Below are 17,571 nucleotides of genomic sequence, written 5' to 3' on the forward strand. Positions count from 1 at the left end.
TGTTACGGAAAAGCCAGTGCTGTTCAAGGTTAAGCGCAAGCTGACTGCTGCAATTGTGATGCGAGAGGGCGCAAAAGATGAAGGCGTTACACAGCACGTCACAGGCAATTGAAAACGGAAAAGGTGAATTCAAACCTTTAGTTACACTTTGCGATTAGCTGTTGCGAATGATCGCTGGAGGATTCATCAATCTGATTGATACTCTGATTATCCCAGAGGTATTGATTGGTGAGAATTTTTAAGTACGAATTCGTACTTCTCTCTTGCACCGACCTGCGCAGATGCGCAGGTTTTTTTTGCCTAAAATTCACTCCCCCCATCCTGCTTTTCTCCCGCATCTCATGTACCCTGCAAAAAGTTAAATTTTGCCAAAGGGAGTTGATATGTTGCTGGGCTTTTTTCGATATCTTTTCAGAGTGATGTTCCGGGTCAGGGTGACCGGGAACGCGACGGTTTTAAACCAGCCTAAGGTGTTAATCACCCCGAACCACGTCTCTTTTATTGATGGCATTCTGCTGGCGCTGTTTTTACCGGTGCGCCCGGTGTTTGCGGTCTATACCTCTATCAGCCAGGCATGGTATATGCGTGCCCTGGCACCGTTGATTGATTTTGTGCCCCTTGATCCGACCAAACCGATGTCCATTAAGCATCTGGTGCGTCTGATCGATCAGGGGCGTCCGGTGGTGATTTTCCCGGAAGGACGTATTTCCGTTACCGGTTCGCTGATGAAAATCTACGACGGTGCGGCGTTTGTGGCCGCGAAGTCGCAGGCAGTAGTGGTACCCATTCGCATTGAGGGCGCAGAACTGACGTTTGCCAGTCGGCTAAAAGGCCTGGTGAAACGCCGACTGTTCCCGCGTATTGACCTGCATATATTACCGCCGACTACGTTGCCGATGCCGGATGCACCGCGCGCCCGCGATCGCCGTAAAATTGCCGGTGAAATGCTGCATCAAATTATGATGGAGGCTCGGATGGCGGTGCGTCCGCGCGAAACGCTGTACGAAGCGTTGCTCGCGGCGCAATATCGCTACGGCGACAGAAAACCGTGCATCGAAGACATCAATTTCCAGCCGGATACGTACCGTAAGCTGCTGACCAAAACGCTGTTCGTGGCGCGGATTCTGGAAAAATATAGCGCCCAGGGCGAGAAAATCGGCCTGATGTTGCCAAATGCCGGGATCAGCGCGGCGGTGATTTTCGGGGCTATCGCCCGCGGGCGCATCCCGGCGATGATGAACTACACCGCCGGGATTAAAGGCCTGTCCAGCGCCATCACCGCGGCGGAAATCAAAACCATTTTTACCTCCCGACAGTTCCTCGACAAAGGGAAACTGTGGCATCTGCCGGAACAACTGACCCAGGTGCGCTGGGTCTTCCTGGAAGATTTAAAAGGTGACGTCACCCTTAGCGACAAACTGTGGATTTTCGGCCATCTGCTGATGCCGCACCTGGCGCAAGTGAAACAACAGCCGGAAGATGCGGCCATCGTGCTGTTCACCTCCGGTTCTGAAGGTAATCCGAAGGGCGTAGTACACAGTCATAAAAGCATTCTGGCGAACGTTGAGCAGATTAAAACCATTGCCGACTTCACTGCCGATGACCGCTTTATGTCGGCGCTGCCGTTGTTCCACTCCTTTGGGCTGACCGTGGGGCTGTTCACACCACTGCTGACCGGGGCCGAAGTGTTCCTTTATCCGAGCCCGCTGCATTACCGCATTGTGCCGGAGCTGGTCTACGATCGTAACTGTACGGTGCTGTTCGGCACCTCCACGTTCCTCGGACATTACGCCCGATTCGCCAATCCGTATGACTTCCACAAAGTGCGTTACGTGGTGGCCGGGGCGGAAAAGCTACAGGACAGCACGAAGCAAATCTGGCAGGACAAATTTGGCCTGCGCATTCTGGAAGGCTATGGCGTGACCGAGTGTGCGCCAGTGGTGTCGATCAACGTGCCGATGGCGGCAAAACCGGGCACGGTCGGGCGGATTTTGCCTGGCTTGGATGCGCGACTGCTGGCGGTGCCGGGTATTGAGGCGGGCGGGCGTTTACAGCTCAAAGGACCGAACGTAATGAACGGTTATCTGCGGGTGGAAAACCCGGGTGTGCTGGAGTTACCGACGGCAGAAAATCAGCATGGTGAAGTGGAAACCGGCTGGTATGACACCGGGGATATCGTCCTTTTCGACGAGCAAGGATTTGTGCAGATTCAGGGCCGCGCCAAACGCTTCGCGAAAATCGCCGGAGAAATGGTGTCGCTGGAGATGGTCGAGCAGCTGGCGCTGGCAGTCTCTCCGGACAAGCTGCACGCCACGGTTATCAAACAGGATGTGAGCAAAGGTGAAGCATTGGTGCTGTTTACCACCGACGCAGAGCTGACGCGCGACAAGCTGCAACAGCAGGCGCGTAGCAGCGGCGTGCCTGAACTGGCGGTGCCGCGCGATATTCGCTTCCTCAAACAGTTACCGCTTCTGGGCAGCGGTAAACCCGATTTTGTGGCCCTCAAAGAGCAGGTCGATCAGGTGGAAAAATCGCATGAGTGAGTCAGTACACACTAACACATCGCTGCGCTCGAAAGGCATGATGGCCGTGCTCTGCGCCCAGTTCCTGTCAGCCTTCGGCGACAATGCGCTGCTGTTTGCCACTCTGGCACTCATGAAGGCGCAGTTCTATCCGGACTGGAGCCAGCCGGTGCTCCAGATGGTGTTTGTGGGTGCTTACATTCTTTTCGCCCCGTTTGTCGGGCAGTTCGCCGACAGCTTCCCAAAAGGGCGAGTGATGATGGTCGCCAACAGCATGAAGCTGATTGGGGCGGCGTCGATCTGCGCAGGCGTGAACCCGTTTATCGGCTACACGCTGGTGGGTGTTGGGGCCGCCGCCTATTCTCCGGCTAAGTACGGCATTCTGGGTGAGCTGACCACCGGGGATAAACTGGTGAAAGCCAACGGGTTGATGGAGTCCTCGACCATTGCCGCTATCCTCCTCGGCTCGGTTGCGGGCGGCGTGTTGGCCGACTGGCATGTGCTGGCCGCGCTGAGCGTGTGTGCGGTGGTATATGCCGGAGCAGTGGTCGCCAACCTGTTCATCACCCGTTTGCCTGCGGCACGGGCGGGGCAGTCGTGGCGCTTTAAGGCCATGACCGGTAGCTTCTTTTCGGCGGCAAAAACCTTGTGGCGTAATCGCGAAACCCGCTTCTCCCTGGTCGGCACCAGTCTGTTCTGGGGCGCAGGGGTAACGCTGCGATTCCTGCTGGTGCTGTGGGTGCCGGTGGCATTGGGCATAACCGATAACGCTACCCCGACGTACCTCAATGCGATGGTGGCGGTCGGTATCGTGGTGGGTGCCGGGATGGCGGCGAAGCTGGTGACGCTCGAAACGGTTGCCCGCTGTATGCCAGCTGGCGTACTGATCGGGGTTGCGGTGGTCATTTTCGCTCTCCAGCATGCGCTGCTGCCAGCGTATCTCTTGCTGTTGTTGCTCGGAATGTGCGGCGGTTTCTTCGTGGTGCCCTTGAATGCCTTATTGCAGGAGCGGGGCAAACACACAGTCGGCGCGGGCAATGCGATTGCGGTGCAGAATCTCGGTGAAAACAGCGCGATGCTGGTGATGCTGGGCCTTTATTCGCTGGCGGTGATGGTGGGAATTCCGGTCGTGGGCGTGGGGATTGGCTTTGGCACCCTGTTCGGGTTAGCGATTATCGCACTTTGGGCCTGGGGCCGAGTTAAATAGGACCCTGAGTGGTATGCCCGACAAGCGAAGCGCCGTCGGGCATCTACGTTTGACGCCCGGTGGCGCTGACCGGGCCTACAAGATCAGCGCTTAGGGGGCAGGATAGGTGTAAACCTGATGCACCGCTTCAATCTCTGCCAGTACTTCTTCGCTCAGTTCCAGATGCAGGCTTTCCACGTTGGTTTTTAACTGCTCCAGGGTGGTGGCACCCAGCAAAGTGCTAGCCACAAACGGCTGACGACGCACGAAGGCCAGCGCCATCTGCGCCGGATCCAAACCATGGCGCTTCGCGATATCGACATACGCTGCCACGGCTTTCTGTGACTGCTCGCTGCTGTAGCGTGTAAAGCGGCTGAACAGCGTATTTCGCGCCCCGGCGGGTTTCGCCCCGTTCAGGTACTTCCCGGTCAGAGTGCCAAATGCCAGGCAGGAATAGGCCAGCAGTTCCACCCCTTCATACTGACTCACTTCTGCTAAACCAACTTCATAGCTGCGGTTCAGCAGGCTGTACGGGTTTTGAATGGTAACGATACGCGGCAGATCATGTTTATCCGCCAGGTGCAGATAACGCATCACGCCAAACGCCGTTTCGTTCGACACGCCGATATAGCGAATCTTACCCGCCCGCTGAAATTCGGTCAGCGCTTCCAGGGTTTCCAGTAGCGTGATAACCGGCTGGGATTCTGTCCACTGATAGCCGAGCTTGCCGAAGCAGTTGGTTGCACGCTGTGGCCAGTGAACCTGATACAGATCGAGATAGTCCGTTTGCAAACGAGTCAGGCTGTTGTGAAGTGCATCGCGAATGTTTTTACGATCGAGTGCCTGATTCGGACGAATACCAGCGTCATTATTGCGCGACGGGCCGCTAACTTTAGACGCCAGCACCAGCTTCTCACGGCTGCCGTGTTTTGCCAGCCAGTTGCCGACATAAGTTTCCGTCAGGCCCTGGGTTTCCGGACGTGGGGGGACGGGATACATCTCTGCGACGTCAATCAGGTTAATGCCCTGAGCAACGGCGTAATCGAGTTGTGTATGGGCGTCGGCTTCGCTGTTTTGTTCACCAAACGTCATAGTGCCCAGCCCAAGAGTACTGATTTCCAGTGAGCTGTGGGGGATACGGTGATAGTGCATAGCCGTCTTCCTTTCTTTAAATCAACAACGTCATATCAAGAACGTCAGGAGGGGACGCGACATGCGCCCTGACAAAGGAATATAAACATGGCAGATGCGGGGAAAAAGCGGAAGTAAAAAATCAAAAAAGGCCAGACTGGCTGACCTGTTTTCTTTTAGCGCTTAATGATTTGAGAAACATCGTCACGGTTGATCTGCATGCTGTTACCCTGCTGATCTTCGTAACTGATAAGACCGGTGTCGTCATCGACTTCCGGTTTTCCATCCGTGAGGATCATACGACCATCTTTGGTTGCCATCACGTAGTCACTGCTGCAACCGGAAATGGCAAATGCCAGACCTACAGCGGAAATCAATACTGCCCATTTTGTCATCGTTATCACCCTTATATGACCGCAACTCATATCATTCTAGTAATAACCCGGTTCGCAGTAAGTAAAAAGCAGTAAAATCTTAAAAAGTGTGTGGAGCAGCCCTCACTTTGCAGGCTGCCCTTGATTTTAAAGCGGATTTTTTTTATTGCGTAGCAGGTTGAGGGTCTCCACCGCAATGGAGAAAAACATCGCGAAATAGATATAACCCTTCGGCACATGAATGCTAAAACTTTCTAACATCAGCGTGAACCCGACCAGAATCAGGAACGACAGCGCCAGCATTTTGACCGATGGATGACGGTCGACAAACTCACCGATAGGCCGGGCTGCAAACATCATCACGCCTACCGCAATGACCACGGCGGCCATCATAATAAACAGGTGATCGGACAGACCCACCGCGGTGATAACCGAGTCGAGACTAAAAATAATGTCCAACAGCATAATCTGCACGATGGCACCAAAGAAAGAGTGGACGTTGGTCTTCAGGCCTTCTTCCTCGCCCTCAATTGACTCGTGAATTTCTTTGCTCGCTTTCCAGATGAGGAACAGGCCACCGAACAGCAAAATCAGGTCGCGGGCAGAAAATGAGTGATCGAACAGCGTAAACAGTGGGTTAGTCAGCCTGACGACCCAGGCAATCGACGCCAGCAGACCCAGGCGCATCAGCATTGCCCCCATCAGCCCGATGCGACGGGCGTGATTGCGTTGTGCCGTCGGCAGCTTCGCCACCACCAGAGAGAGAAAAATAATATTATCGATGCCCAGTACAATCTCGAGGATCGTCAGCGTACCAAGCGCCATCCACGCGTTGGGATCGGTTATCCATGCAAATAACATTGTAAGTCCTGCCAAAAAACGAAAACCGCGATTATAAGCCTTCTGCTGGCGTTAGCCCAAACGAAACGTTCACAGCAGGAAATGTTGAGCCAGCAGGGCGGCGGTGAAGTTCTTTTTCAGGTAAAACCCGCGAGGCAGCGTCAGAATGGGCTGGCCGTGAATGCCGACCGCATCGGTCAACGCTTTGCTGTTGGCGGCTTTAGGCCGCAGTTGCAGAACTTCACCGTGACGGGCGGTGATGCTTTCCACCTGACCGAGCACAATCAAATCCATCAGCTCTTCCCAGTCCATTCGCAGCTGGTGCTCTTCTTCTGTACTCGGGCTCCACAGCAGCGGGGCACCGACATGACGCTCTGCCAGCGGGATCGTGCGCTCACCTTCCACTGGGATCCACAACACGCGCTTCAGCTTATGCCGAACGTGGCTGGTTTCCCACGTGACGCCGCTGTTGCCCGTCAGGGGCGCGACGCAGACAAAGGTGGTTTCCAGAGGACGGCCGTTGCGGTCAATAGGGATTGTCTTCAGCTCGACGCCCAGCGCCGCGAAATCCTGCTCCGGTTTACTGCCCGCGCTGGCCCCGAGCCAGATCTCGAGCAGGACGCCAATCCAGCCTTTGTCGCGCTTCAAATCGGGGGGAATCGGCAGTTTTGCCATCGCCGCCAGTTCACCCAGCGTATAACCTGCCAGCCGTTGTGCCTGGGCTAAAAGCTCGGCTTCAGACTGAGGGGAATGACGCAATGGAGACAGCAGGGACATAACATAACGCCTTTGATGAAAAAGTGAGCGGGGTTTATCCCCAATGTGGAAAGAGTTTATCGCTTTCTGGATAACTACGCCAATATGATGATTTAACGATGGTTTTTGATTTCTACAGGCCGTCTTTTTTTGCGTCTCAAAAGGTTTCCCCATTCTGGTCACTGACAATGAACAGGATCTTACACCCTGTTATCCACAGAAAAGTGGGATAACTGTGAAAAACCCCCACTACTGTTTCCATTTACAGGCTTGACGTGCGACGAAAATCCAAATTTCACACAAAAGGTGTTTAAGTTAGTGGCACAATCTGTGGATAAAAACGACGTTGTTCGATCTTTCATCAGTGAGAGGATCACGCCTGTGACGATCGTCACGTTCTGGCACATTTCATGAAAAATAACTATTCTAAGGTGATGAATAACATCATCTTATTTTAACGTGTCTGTTTCGTGTTTTTCGGAGGAATCAGGGTTTTCCCGTGGTAATTCCGTAGTTCTTCACAACTCTATCCACAGAAAAAGTGAATAAAATCGACCTGTGAAGGCGTCTTCTGTTTATAACTTCGATGAATACTGTGAGTTATTCAATTGTTATCCGGTGTTATCGTCGCAAGAGAGTGGTTTACCGTTTCCGACGAGTGTGAAACAATCGTTCACATTGAAAATTGTTTAGAGGTAGTCCGGTGATTGATGACGATGGCTACCGCCCAAATGTTGGAATTGTAATCTGCAATCGTCAGGGCCAGGTCATGTGGGCCAGACGGTACGGTCAGCACTCCTGGCAGTTCCCTCAGGGAGGGATCAATCCCGGTGAATCCGCTGAACAGGCGATGTATCGGGAATTGTTCGAAGAAGTCGGGTTAAGCCGTAAAGATGTACGGATCCTGGCATCGACCCGGAACTGGTTGCGTTACAAGTTACCTAAACGTTTGGTGCGTTGGGACACAAAGCCGGTTTGTATCGGCCAGAAACAAAAGTGGTTTCTCCTGCAGTTGATAAGCAGCGATGCCGATATCAACATGCAAACCAGCAGCACACCGGAATTCGATGGCTGGCGCTGGGTAAGTTATTGGTACCCGGTGCGTCAGGTGGTGTCGTTTAAACGCGATGTCTATCGTCGGGTGATGAAGGAGTTTGCAGGCGTTGTGCTGGCGCTGACGGAAAGTGCCCCTAAACCGCAACATACAGCCCCTGCTTATCGACGTAAAAGAGGTTAAGCCACGCACATTATGCTCACCCGGTTGCGAGAAATAGTTGAGAAGGTCGCCAGCGCGCCGCGTGTGAACGAGGCGCTTGATATTCTGGTGACGGACATCTGTCAGGCAATGGAAACCGAAGTTTGTTCGGTCTACCTCGCCGACCAGGACAGACGCTGCTATTACTTGATGGCTACGCGCGGCCTGAAAAAGCCGCGCGGACGCACCATCACACTCGCATTCGACGAAGGCATTGTTGGCCTGGTGGGGCGACTGGCGGAGCCCATCAACCTCGCGGATGCGCAAAAGCATCCGAGCTTCAAATACATCCCTTCCGTAAAAGAAGAAAAATACCGCGCATTTCTCGGTGTGCCGATCATCCAGCGTCGTCAGTTGCTTGGCGTATTGGTGGTTCAGCAGCGCGAACTACGTCAGTTCGACGAAAGCGAAGAGTCGTTCCTCGTCACCCTCGCCACGCAAATGGCGGCTATCCTCTCCCAGTCACAGCTCACGGCGCTGTTTGGTCAGTACCGTCAGACGCGAATTCGCGCACTTCCGGCTTCTTCCGGGGTGGCGATCGCACAGGGCTGGATGGACTCGACCCTGCCGCTGATGGAGCAGGTGTACGAAGCTTCCACGCTCGACACCGCTCTTGAGCGAGAGCGATTGACCGGCGCGCTGGAAGAAGCGGCCGGAGAATTTCGCCGGTACAGTAAACGTTTTGCCGCTGGGGCGCAGAAAGAAACCGCGGCCATCTTTGATCTTTACTCGCACCTGCTTTCAGATGCGCGTCTGCGCAAAGAGCTGTTTGCCGAAGTGGACAAAGGTTCGGTAGCAGAGTGGGCGGTCAAAACGATTATCGAAAAGTTTGCCGCGCAGTTCGCGGCTCTCAGCGAGGGTTATTTAAAAGAACGCGCGGGTGACCTGCGAGCGCTTGGCCAACGCCTGCTGTTCCACCTCGATGATAGCGTGCAGGGTGCTAACGCCTGGCCGGAGCGCTTTGTGCTGGTGGCGGACGAGCTTTCAGCTACTACGCTTGCGGAACTGCCACAGGACAGACTCACCGGGGTGGTGGTGCGTGACGGCGCGGCGAACTCGCACGCGGCGATTATGGTGCGTGCGCTGGGTATCCCGACCGTCATGGGCGCAGACATTCAGCCTTCAGTGCTGCATGGCCGCATGCTGGTGGTTGACGGCTATCGCGGTGAACTGTTGGTCGATCCTGAACCGGTGCTGTTGCAGGAATACCAGCGACTGGTCAGCGAAGAAAATGAACTCAGCCGTATTGCGGAAGACGACGTGGATCGTCCGGCACAGCTTAAAAGCGGCGAACGCGTGAAGGTGATGCTCAATGCCGGTTTAAGCCCGGAGCATGAAGAAAAGCTCGGCAGCCGCATCGATGGCATTGGCCTCTACCGCACCGAAATCCCGTTCATGCTGCAAAGCGGTTTCCCGTCGGAAGAAGAGCAGGTCTCGCAGTACCAGGGCATGTTGCAAATGTTCAATGATAAGCCGGTGACCCTGCGTACGCTGGACGTCGGCGCGGATAAACAGCTGCCGTATATGCCTATCAGCGAAGAGAATCCGTGCCTCGGCTGGCGCGGGATCCGTATTACGCTCGATCAGCCGGAGATCTTCCTGATCCAGGTTCGCGCCATGCTGCGTGCCAATGCGGCCACCGGAAACCTGAGCATTCTGTTGCCGATGGTCACCAGCATTGACGAAGTCGATGAAGCAAAACGTCTTATCGAACGTGCCGGGCGCGAAGTCGAAGAGATGATCGGCTATGAAATCCCGAAACCACGCATTGGTGTGATGCTCGAAGTACCGTCGATGGTGTTTCTGATGCAGCACCTGACCAGCCGGGTCGACTTCATTTCCGTGGGGACCAACGACCTGACCCAGTACCTGCTGGCGGTCGACAGGAACAATACCCGCGTGGCCAGTATCTATGACAGTCTGCATCCGGCACTGCTGCGTGCGCTGGCGATGATTGCCCAGGATGCCCAACGCCATGACATCGATCTGCGCGTGTGCGGTGAAATGGCAGGTGACCCGATGTGCGTCACTATCCTGATTGGCCTCGGCTTCCGCCATCTGTCGATGAACGGGCGCTCGGTCGCGCGTGTGAAATATTTGCTGCGTCATATTGAGCTGGAGGAAGCGCAAAACCTGGCTCAGCGCAGCCTCGACGCCCAGTTGGCCACCGAAGTTCGTCATCAGGTCGCGTCGTTTATGGAACGTCGAGGTCTCGGCGGTCTGATTCGCGGCGGTAGATAAGCCCTCTATCCGGAGGCCATCCTGGCGCTCCGGGTATACATATCTTTTACATCTTTCCCCGCATCCCCACATCCCGCCTTGTGCTATCATTCGCACCTTTGGGGCAGTCAACCGGCTGCACGTCTCTACCGCTGACCACTTTCGGCGGAATAACAAGCATTTGTGGTGACAGATGAATAGTGGTTATCTGCATTTCCCGGAATTTGATCCGGTGATTTTTTCCATTGGACCGGTCTCGCTTCACTGGTACGGACTGATGTACCTCGTTGGCTTTATCTTCGCAATGTGGTTGGCGTCTCGCAGGGCGAACAAACCCGGTAGCGGCTGGACGAAGAACGAAGTCGAAAACCTGCTGTATGCCGGATTCCTCGGGGTCTTCCTCGGGGGGCGTATCGGCTACGTGCTGTTCTATAACATGCCGGTTTTCCTCAGCGATCCTCTGTATCTGTTCCGCGTCTGGGATGGCGGCATGTCGTTCCACGGCGGCCTGATTGGCGTGATCGTGGTAATGATTGTCTTCGCGAAGCGCACCAAACGGACCTTCTTCCAGGTGTCTGACTTCATTGCGCCGCTGATCCCGTTTGGCCTCGGTGCCGGGCGTCTGGGCAACTTCATCAACGGTGAACTGTGGGGCCGGGTCGATCCGTCGTTCCATTACACCATGCTGTTCCCGGGCTCGCGTGCAGAAGACATGGCGTTGCTGCCATCTCACCCGGAATGGCAGTCGTTGTTCGATCAGTATGGCGTTCTGCCGCGTCATGCGTCGCAGCTGTATGAACTGGCGCTGGAAGGCGTGGTGCTGTTCATCATTCTTAACCTGTTTATTCGCAAACCGCGCCCGACGGGCTCTGTTTCCGGTCTGTTCCTGATTGGCTACGGTCTGTTCCGTATCATCGTGGAATTCTTCCGTCAGCCGGATGCCCAGTTCACCGGCGAGTGGGTGCAGTACATCAGCATGGGGCAAATTCTCTCCATCCCGATGGTACTGGCGGGTGTCATTATGATGGTCTGGGCGTATCGTCATCGTCCACAGCAACAAGTCTCCTGAGGAAGCATGAAACAGTATCTTGATCTGATGCAGAAGGTGCTCAATGAGGGCACCCCAAAAAATGACCGTACCGGTACAGGCACGCTGTCTATTTTCGGCCACCAGATGCGCTTTAACCTGCAGGAAGGTTTCCCGCTGGTGACCACCAAGCGCTGTCATTTACGCTCCATCATCCATGAGCTGTTGTGGTTCCTGAAAGGTGATACCAACGTCGCTTATCTCCATGAAAACAATGTTTCTATTTGGGATGAATGGGCTGATGACCAAGGCAATCTGGGCCCGGTGTACGGGAAGCAGTGGCGCGCATGGCCAACGCCAGATGGCCGCCATATCGACCAAATCACCGCGGTGATGAACCAGCTGAAAAACGATCCCGATTCGCGTCGAATCATTGTTTCAGCCTGGAACGTGGGCGAACTGGATAAAATGGCGCTGGCCCCGTGCCATGCCTTCTTCCAGTTCTACGTGGCGGATGGCAAGTTGTCCTGCCAGCTGTACCAGCGTTCCTGCGATGTGTTCCTCGGCCTGCCGTTCAACATCGCCAGCTACGCGCTGCTGGTGCATATGGTCGCCCAACAGTGTGACCTGGAAGTCGGCGATTTTGTCTGGACCGGCGGCGACACGCACCTGTACAGCAACCACATGGAACAGACCCATCTGCAGCTGAGTCGTGAACCTCGCGCCTTGCCAAAACTGGTGATCAAACGTAAACCTGCCTCTATCTTCGACTACCAGTTCGACGATTTTGAGATTGAAGGTTACGATCCTCACCCAGGCATTAAAGCGCCAGTGGCGATTTAAATCACCTGAAATCAACCGGCCCACGTGGCCGGTTTTGTTTTTCTGAAGCGCCCTTCCTGTTTTTCTGCAATCCTCTGCAACACCTTATTTTTCCCTGAAACGTGCTCGTAAAATCGCGGATATCTGTTCGCATTGCGATTTGGGCTGGCGCAAAGTACGCCCATGAAACGAGAACAGGGTTACACCCTTATTGAAATGATGGTTGCGCTCTCGCTGATGTGTATTCTCAGCGCCGGTGGGTTATACGGCTGGCAAAGCTGGCAGCAGCAACAGCGGCTGTGGCAAACCGCCGTGCAGGTCAGGGATTATCTGGTCATGCTGCGCAATGACGCTAACTGGTATCGCCGCGATCGTTTGCCGCGGCTGGAAATCACCGCGCAGGGGTGGTGTCTGAATGCCGTCAGCCCGGAACCCACGGGATGTACTCCCCAAAATGTCTATGTGCTGAATCCGCAGTGGCCTGAAGTCACGCTCAGCGAAATGACGCCGGCAGTCGGTTTTTACGGCTTACGCAATACCGCCTGGCCTGGGCATCTCACGCTCAAAAGCGCGGCGGGAAGCTGGACGCTGATTATTTCAGGCTGGGGACGCATTCGTTTATGCAAAGGGAGCAGTAACGAAGCATGTCAGTAAATCAGCACGGATTTTCGTTGGTGGAAGTGCTGATAGCGATGGCTATCGGCAGCGTGCTGTTGTTAACCACCGCACGCTTTTTACCGGCGTTACAGATGGCGGCTACCCGCCAGACCCAGCGGCAGGTGATGGAAGAGGAAGCCTGGCAGCGCCTGTTAACGGTGTCCCGTCATATCCAGAGGGCAGGTTTTTGCCGGGGTGACTGTCCCGGGGACGGGATTACCCTTGAGCATCAATGTGTGTTGGTTCGTTGGGATGGCAATCTCAACGGGGTCTGGGAGGAAACGCCCCCGGCGAACGCCGATTCAACAGGGTTCCGTTTGAGCGCGGGAGGGCTGGAAACGCTGCGGGGAGCCACAACCTGTGCCGGTAAAGGGTGGGAAAAAATGACCGATCCTGATTTTATCATCGTGGATGCGTTTAAGGTTCTGCGCGCTAACCGCGCGGGATTTGCCCCGGAATTTGAACTGAGCCTCACCGTCCATCTCAAGTCCCGGCCTGGCGTGCAGGTAACCACCGTCTACAGCGTGACGGGGCACAATTTATGAGGCGGCAAGAAGGGATGTCGTCGCTGCTACTGGTGTTGCTGGTGCTGGTTCTCGGCAGCCTGACGTTGCAGGGCACCAGTATCCGGCATCAGGCGCAGGTGTCACAGGCGGCGCTGGAAAAGGCGGCGGTAACGGACAGCGCTCACGTTGAGTCCCTGCTCGAATGGGGGCGAATGCTCCCCTGGACCGTTCAGCCTACAGATCACTGCCAGACACATCCGGCATTCAAGGGGCGCGTTTGCCTGCGTCTTTTTGTTGATGGCTCAGGGGTGTTAATCGCCAGCAGCGGTGAGCAAACGCGCTGGCAGACGGGCACACTCATCGACAGCACCGTTCAGTTTGACCGTCACGGCTGGAGCGATTTCTGTCCGCTCAAGGAGACGGTACAATGTCAGTTGCCCTGAACCGAGAGCAGGGATTTAGCCTGCCAGAGGTGCTGTTGAGCGTGGTGCTAATGATGATGGTGGTAATGGCGCTCTCGGGCCTGCAAAGCCATCTGGCGACTGGCGCGGCACAGTTGATCCAGTATCGTCAGCTCTGGCGGGAAGCATGGCGACAATCTCAGCTTCATAGTGGCTCGGCAGCTGCGGGATGGCAGCTTAACCGCGTGCAGACAAGCCGCCAAAGATGTGTCAGCATCACAGTCACGATCACCACGCCATCGGGCAGAGAAGGGCAACTCTCTCGTCTTCATTGCCCTCAAAATTAATGGCTTAACTGCGAGCGTCAGGAGCGAATATGTTACGGGTCTACCACTCCAACCGTCTGGATGTGCTGGAAGCATTGATGGAGTTTATCGTTGAGCAGGACAGGCTCAACGACCCGTTCGAACCTGAAATGGTGCTGGTGCAAAGTACCGGCATGGCGCAGTGGCTACAGATGACGCTTTCAAAGCGTTTCGGCATTGCCGCCAACATTGCCTTTCCTCTTCCAGCGAGTTTTATCTGGGATATGTTTGTCCGCGTGTTGCCGGACATTCCGGAGCAGAGTGCCTTTAACAAACAGAGTATGAGCTGGAAGCTGATGACCCTGCTGCCAGAGATGCTGGAGCAGGAGGCGTTCGCGCCGCTGCATCACTATCTGGCGGATGACAGCGACAAGCGTAAACTCTTTCAGCTCGCCTCGCGCGTGGCTGACCTCTATGACCAGTATCTGGTTTATCGTCCGGAATGGCTGACGCGCTGGGAGGCGGACCAACGCGTCGACGGTATTGATGATGCCCAGCAGTGGCAAGCTCCGTTGTGGAAAGCGCTGGTGGAACACACTGCGGCGCTCGGTCAGCCGCTTTGGCATCGTGCTAACCTGTACCAGCGCTTTATTCAGGCGCTCGAAAACAGCGAGCAGTCGCCTGCCGGTCTGCCATCGCGGGTATTTATCTGCGGAATTTCGGCGCTGCCGCCTGTCTATTTGCAGGCGCTTCAGGCGTTGGGGAAGCATGTTGATGTCTACGTATTGTTCACCAACCCGTGCCGTTACTATTGGGGCGACATCAAAGATCCGGCGTTTTTGGCGAAGCTGCTGGCGCGTCAACGTCGGCACCATCGTGAACAGCGCAGTTTGCCGCTGTTTCGTGACAACCAACAGGCTCCGGCGCTGTTTAATGCCGAAGGCGAACAGGATGTGGGTAACCCAATGCTGGCTTCCTGGGGCAAGCTTGGTCGGGATTATATCTATCTGCTGGCAGGACTGGAGCGCTATCAGGAACTTGATGCCTTCGTTGATATCGAGCCCGATAACCTGCTGCACAACCTGCAGTATGACATTCTTGAACTCCAGAATAGTGCCATTGCCGGACGTACCGCCGAGGAATTTTCCCGTAGCGACAGCAAGCGTGGGCTGGATCCAGACGATCGTAGCCTGAGTATTCATGTCTGCCACAGCCCGCAACGTGAAGTGGAAGTTCTGCATGACAGGCTGCTGGCGATGCTGGAAGAAGACCCGAGTCTCTCCCCGCGCGATATCATCGTGATGGTTTCTGATATTGACAGCTACAGCCCGTTTATTCAGGCCGTGTTTGGCAGCGCCAGCGGGGATCGCTATGTCCCCTGGGCCATCTCCGACCGCCGTGCGCGCCAGTCTCATCCGGCGCTCCAGTCCTTTATCACCTTGCTCTCGCTGCCGGATAGCCGTTTTGTCAGTGAAGACGTGCTCGCGCTACTGGATGTTCCAGTGCTGGCGGCCCGTTTTAACATTGATGAAGAAGGTCTGCGTTATCTGCGTCAGTGGGTGAATGAGTCCGGCGTACGCTGGGGTATGGACGATGATAACGTCCGCGAATGGGATCTTCCGCCGACGGGGCAACACACCTGGCGCTTTGGTCTGACCCGGATGCTGCTGGGCTACGCGATGGAAAGTAGCGAGGGGGAGTGGCAGTCGATCCTGCCGTATGACGAATCCAGCGGGCTGATAGCTGAGCTGGTGGGGCATCTGGCCTCTCTATTAATGAGGTTGAATCAGTGGCGGCAGCGGTTGGCGCAGGAGAGACCGTTAACGGAATGGCTGCCCGTGTGTCGCGAAATGCTGAACGATTTCTATCTGCCAGATACCGATACCGAAGCCGCCCTGACGCTTATTGAGCAGCAGTGGCAAGGTATTATCGATCAGGGACTGGAGTCACACTACGGCGCAGCCGTTCCGCTGTCGTTGCTGCGTGACGAGCTGGCTCAGCGCCTCGATCAGGAACGCATCAGCCAGCGTTTTCTCGCCGGGCCGGTAAACATTTGTACCCTGATGCCGATGCGTTCTATCCCGTTCAAGGTGGTCTGCCTGTTGGGGATGAACGATGGTATTTACCCGCGAGCCCTGGCCCCGCTCGGGTTTGATTTGATGAGTCAGAAGCCCGTGCGCGGCGATCGCAGCCGTCGGGATGACGACCGCTACCTGTTCCTGGAAGCGTTAATGTCTGCGGAGCAAAAGCTGTATATCAGCTATATCGGGCGTTCAATTCAGGACAACAGCGAGCGCTATCCATCGGTGTTGGTGCAGGAGTTGATAGATTACATTGGCCAGAGCCATTGTTTGCAGGGCGATGAGGCGCTTAACTGTGATCAAAGCGAGCGTCGGGTTAAAGCCCATATCACTCATCAGCATAGCCGGATGCCGTTCGATGCTGCGAATTTCATTCCAGGAGAACGGCAAAGCTACGCCCGAGAATGGTTGAAAGCCGCCAGTCTTGAGGGAGAGGCACACGGCGAATTTATCCAGCCGTTGCCCCCGGTGGTTTTCGACACGCTGGCGTTTGAACAGCTGCAGCGTTTCTGGTCGCATCCGGTGCGGGCATTTTTCCAGATGCGCTTACAGGTCAACTTCCGCTCAGAAGAGAGTGACATTCCCGAAACCGAGCCTTTTACCCTTGAAGGCCTCACCCGGTATCACCTCAATCAGCAACTGGTCAACACGCTGGTGGAAGAGCAGGATCCTGGCCTGATGTACCGGCGTTTTCGTGCCGGAGGCGAACTGCCGTTCGGCGCGTTTGGTGAAATTGCCTGGGATGACCAGCGACAGGAGATGCAGGCCCTGGCCGACAGAGTCAATTCGTGCCGTCAGCCCGGGAAAAGTCTGGAAATTGATTTGCAGTGTGACGGTGTCAATATTACTGGCTGGCTTCCACAGGTACAGTCGGACGGCCTGCTGCGTTGGCGTCCCTCGATGCAGAACGTCTCACAGGGGATGCAACTTTGGCTGGAGCATCTTGTCTATTGTGCCAGTGGCGGAAGCGGCGAAAGCCGTCTGTTGCTGCGTAAAGACGGTGAGTGGCGATTCCCGCCGCTGCCTGCCGAAGACGCAATGAAATACCTTGCTGAACTGGTCGCGGGCTACCGCGAAGGATTGTCTCAGCCGCTGCTGTTTCTACCAGAAAGTGGGGGGGCGTGGCTGAAGGCCTGTTATGACAGTGAGAATAATGTCATTTTATGGGATGACGAAACGCAGCAGAAAGCGCGCAGTAAGTTTATGCAGGCATGGGAAGGGAGCATGATGGTTCGCGGAGAAGGGGCCGATGTCTGGTACCAGCGACTGTGGCGAACCCTTGAGCCCTCAAGTGTTGAGGCCATTATTGCGCAGGCAGAACGTTACCTGGAGCCCGTTTTCCGTTTCCATCAGTCGTCGTGAGGAAGATGGGTTGTATAAAAATTGCGCAGGTATTCGGATTCCATTATCATGCGCAACGTGTCACGGACTGATGTTTATAAGTGAGGCTGCCGTTCAGAGCAGCACAGAAGTTTGTTAATGATGAGG

General features: G+C 55.3%; 15 protein-coding genes and 1 pseudogene. 12 read left to right on the plus strand and 4 right to left on the minus strand.

The window, feature by feature from the left end; all coding sequences use genetic code 11:
• The first annotated feature begins 383 nt into the window (after nt 1-383).
• A complete protein-coding gene (gene aas, locus SIK69_RS06545; RefSeq protein WP_319785682.1) occupies nt 384-2,543 on the plus strand; it encodes a bifunctional acyl-ACP--phospholipid O-acyltransferase/long-chain-fatty-acid--ACP ligase in 2,160 nt (719 codons plus the stop codon).
• Nucleotides 2,536-3,729, plus strand: a complete 1,194-nt coding sequence (gene lplT / locus SIK69_RS06550) for a lysophospholipid transporter LplT (protein WP_319785683.1) — start codon at nt 2,536-2,538, stop codon at nt 3,727-3,729. The genes aas and lplT overlap by 8 nt, the downstream gene beginning before the upstream one ends.
• Nucleotides 3,730-3,819: 90 nt before the next feature.
• Here lplT and SIK69_RS06555 read toward each other — a convergent pair whose 3' ends face one another.
• The 4 genes from SIK69_RS06555 to mutH all read right to left on the minus strand — a co-directional run bounded on the left by SIK69_RS06555 (nt 3,820) and on the right by mutH (nt 6,830).
• On the minus strand, nt 3,820-4,860 hold the full coding sequence (locus tag SIK69_RS06555; RefSeq protein ID WP_319628477.1) for an NADP(H)-dependent aldo-keto reductase: 1,041 nt from the start codon (nt 4,858-4,860) through the stop codon (nt 3,820-3,822).
• A 155-nt stretch (nt 4,861-5,015) separates the two neighbouring features.
• Nucleotides 5,016-5,234: a YgdI/YgdR family lipoprotein gene (locus tag SIK69_RS06560; RefSeq protein WP_319628476.1), complete on the minus strand. Its 219-nt coding sequence runs from the start codon at nt 5,232-5,234 to the stop codon at nt 5,016-5,018.
• Between the two features lie 126 nt (nt 5,235-5,360).
• Nucleotides 5,361-6,074, minus strand: coding sequence for a TerC family protein (locus tag SIK69_RS06565; protein ID WP_319628475.1), 714 nt, complete (start codon nt 6,072-6,074; stop codon nt 5,361-5,363).
• A gap of 69 nt (nt 6,075-6,143) precedes the next feature.
• Entirely contained in the window at nt 6,144-6,830 is a 687-nt protein-coding gene (gene mutH / locus SIK69_RS06570) for a DNA mismatch repair endonuclease MutH (protein ID WP_319785684.1), read from the minus strand.
• A gap of 186 nt (nt 6,831-7,016) precedes the next feature.
• On the opposite strand from mutH, the pseudogene SIK69_RS06575 reads away from it, so the two are divergent.
• From SIK69_RS06575 to recC, 10 genes and pseudogenes are all read left to right on the plus strand, one after another.
• Nucleotides 7,017-7,148: pseudogene (locus tag SIK69_RS06575) on the plus strand (hypothetical protein); the annotation flags it as partial.
• Nucleotides 7,149-7,512: 364 nt separating this feature from the next.
• A complete protein-coding gene (gene rppH, locus SIK69_RS06580; RefSeq protein ID WP_319628473.1) occupies nt 7,513-8,046 on the plus strand; it encodes an RNA pyrophosphohydrolase in 534 nt (177 codons plus the stop codon).
• A 12-nt stretch (nt 8,047-8,058) separates the two neighbouring features.
• Nucleotides 8,059-10,305, plus strand: coding sequence for a phosphoenolpyruvate--protein phosphotransferase (gene ptsP, locus SIK69_RS06585; protein ID WP_319785685.1), 2,247 nt, complete (start codon nt 8,059-8,061; stop codon nt 10,303-10,305).
• Between the two features lie 172 nt (nt 10,306-10,477).
• Nucleotides 10,478-11,353 carry a prolipoprotein diacylglyceryl transferase gene (gene lgt / locus SIK69_RS06590; RefSeq protein WP_319628471.1) on the plus strand — a complete coding sequence of 292 codons (876 nt, stop codon included), beginning with the start codon at nt 10,478-10,480 and terminating at the stop codon, nt 11,351-11,353.
• A 6-nt stretch (nt 11,354-11,359) separates the two neighbouring features.
• The gene (gene thyA, locus SIK69_RS06595; protein ID WP_319628470.1) at nt 11,360-12,154 is read left to right on the plus strand and encodes a thymidylate synthase; all 795 of its coding nucleotides are present in this window, start codon (nt 11,360-11,362) and stop codon (nt 12,152-12,154) included.
• Nucleotides 12,155-12,316: 162 nt separating this feature from the next.
• Nucleotides 12,317-12,787 carry a prepilin peptidase-dependent protein gene (locus tag SIK69_RS06600; RefSeq protein ID WP_319628469.1) on the plus strand — a complete coding sequence of 157 codons (471 nt, stop codon included), beginning with the start codon at nt 12,317-12,319 and terminating at the stop codon, nt 12,785-12,787.
• Nucleotides 12,778-13,335: a prepilin peptidase-dependent protein gene (locus SIK69_RS06605; RefSeq protein ID WP_319785686.1), complete on the plus strand. Its 558-nt coding sequence runs from the start codon at nt 12,778-12,780 to the stop codon at nt 13,333-13,335. The genes SIK69_RS06600 and SIK69_RS06605 overlap by 10 nt, the downstream gene beginning before the upstream one ends.
• Nucleotides 13,332-13,739 carry a DUF2509 family protein gene (locus SIK69_RS06610; protein ID WP_319785687.1) on the plus strand — a complete coding sequence of 136 codons (408 nt, stop codon included), beginning with the start codon at nt 13,332-13,334 and terminating at the stop codon, nt 13,737-13,739. Before SIK69_RS06605 ends, SIK69_RS06610 begins: the two co-directional genes overlap by 4 nt.
• Nucleotides 13,724-14,044 (plus strand): prepilin-type N-terminal cleavage/methylation domain-containing protein, encoded by a 321-nt coding sequence (locus tag SIK69_RS06615; RefSeq protein WP_319785688.1) that lies wholly within the window; start codon nt 13,724-13,726, stop codon nt 14,042-14,044. Before SIK69_RS06610 ends, SIK69_RS06615 begins: the two co-directional genes overlap by 16 nt.
• Before the next feature lie 29 nt (nt 14,045-14,073).
• A complete protein-coding gene (gene recC / locus SIK69_RS06620) occupies nt 14,074-17,445 on the plus strand; it encodes an exodeoxyribonuclease V subunit gamma (protein ID WP_319785689.1) in 3,372 nt (1,123 codons plus the stop codon).
• Nucleotides 17,446-17,571: the final 126 nt, after the last annotated feature.

The sequence above is a fragment of the Scandinavium lactucae genome (genome assembly GCF_033843265.1).
Classification (GTDB): domain Bacteria; phylum Pseudomonadota; class Gammaproteobacteria; order Enterobacterales; family Enterobacteriaceae; genus Scandinavium; species Scandinavium lactucae.

What these genes read in the sequence shown, in the direction of transcription:
- mutH (WP_319785684.1), bottom strand. Translation starts at nt 6,830, where the DNA reads ATGTCCCTGCTGTCTCCATTGCGTCATTCCCCTCAGTCTGAAGCCGAG.
- SIK69_RS06565 (WP_319628475.1), bottom strand. Translation starts at nt 6,074, where the DNA reads ATGTTATTTGCATGGATAACCGATCCCAACGCGTGGATGGCGCTTGGT.
- SIK69_RS06605 (WP_319785686.1), top strand. Translation starts at nt 12,778, where the DNA reads ATGTCAGTAAATCAGCACGGATTTTCGTTGGTGGAAGTGCTGATAGCG.
- lgt (WP_319628471.1), top strand. Translation starts at nt 10,478, where the DNA reads ATGAATAGTGGTTATCTGCATTTCCCGGAATTTGATCCGGTGATTTTT.
- lplT (WP_319785683.1), top strand. Translation starts at nt 2,536, where the DNA reads ATGAGTGAGTCAGTACACACTAACACATCGCTGCGCTCGAAAGGCATG.
- aas (WP_319785682.1), top strand. Translation starts at nt 384, where the DNA reads ATGTTGCTGGGCTTTTTTCGATATCTTTTCAGAGTGATGTTCCGGGTC.
- thyA (WP_319628470.1), top strand. Translation starts at nt 11,360, where the DNA reads ATGAAACAGTATCTTGATCTGATGCAGAAGGTGCTCAATGAGGGCACC.
- SIK69_RS06615 (WP_319785688.1), top strand. Translation starts at nt 13,724, where the DNA reads ATGTCAGTTGCCCTGAACCGAGAGCAGGGATTTAGCCTGCCAGAGGTG.
- SIK69_RS06600 (WP_319628469.1), top strand. Translation starts at nt 12,317, where the DNA reads ATGAAACGAGAACAGGGTTACACCCTTATTGAAATGATGGTTGCGCTC.
- SIK69_RS06560 (WP_319628476.1), bottom strand. Translation starts at nt 5,234, where the DNA reads ATGACAAAATGGGCAGTATTGATTTCCGCTGTAGGTCTGGCATTTGCC.
- ptsP (WP_319785685.1), top strand. Translation starts at nt 8,059, where the DNA reads ATGCTCACCCGGTTGCGAGAAATAGTTGAGAAGGTCGCCAGCGCGCCG.
- recC (WP_319785689.1), top strand. Translation starts at nt 14,074, where the DNA reads ATGTTACGGGTCTACCACTCCAACCGTCTGGATGTGCTGGAAGCATTG.
- SIK69_RS06555 (WP_319628477.1), bottom strand. Translation starts at nt 4,860, where the DNA reads ATGCACTATCACCGTATCCCCCACAGCTCACTGGAAATCAGTACTCTT.
- SIK69_RS06610 (WP_319785687.1), top strand. Translation starts at nt 13,332, where the DNA reads ATGAGGCGGCAAGAAGGGATGTCGTCGCTGCTACTGGTGTTGCTGGTG.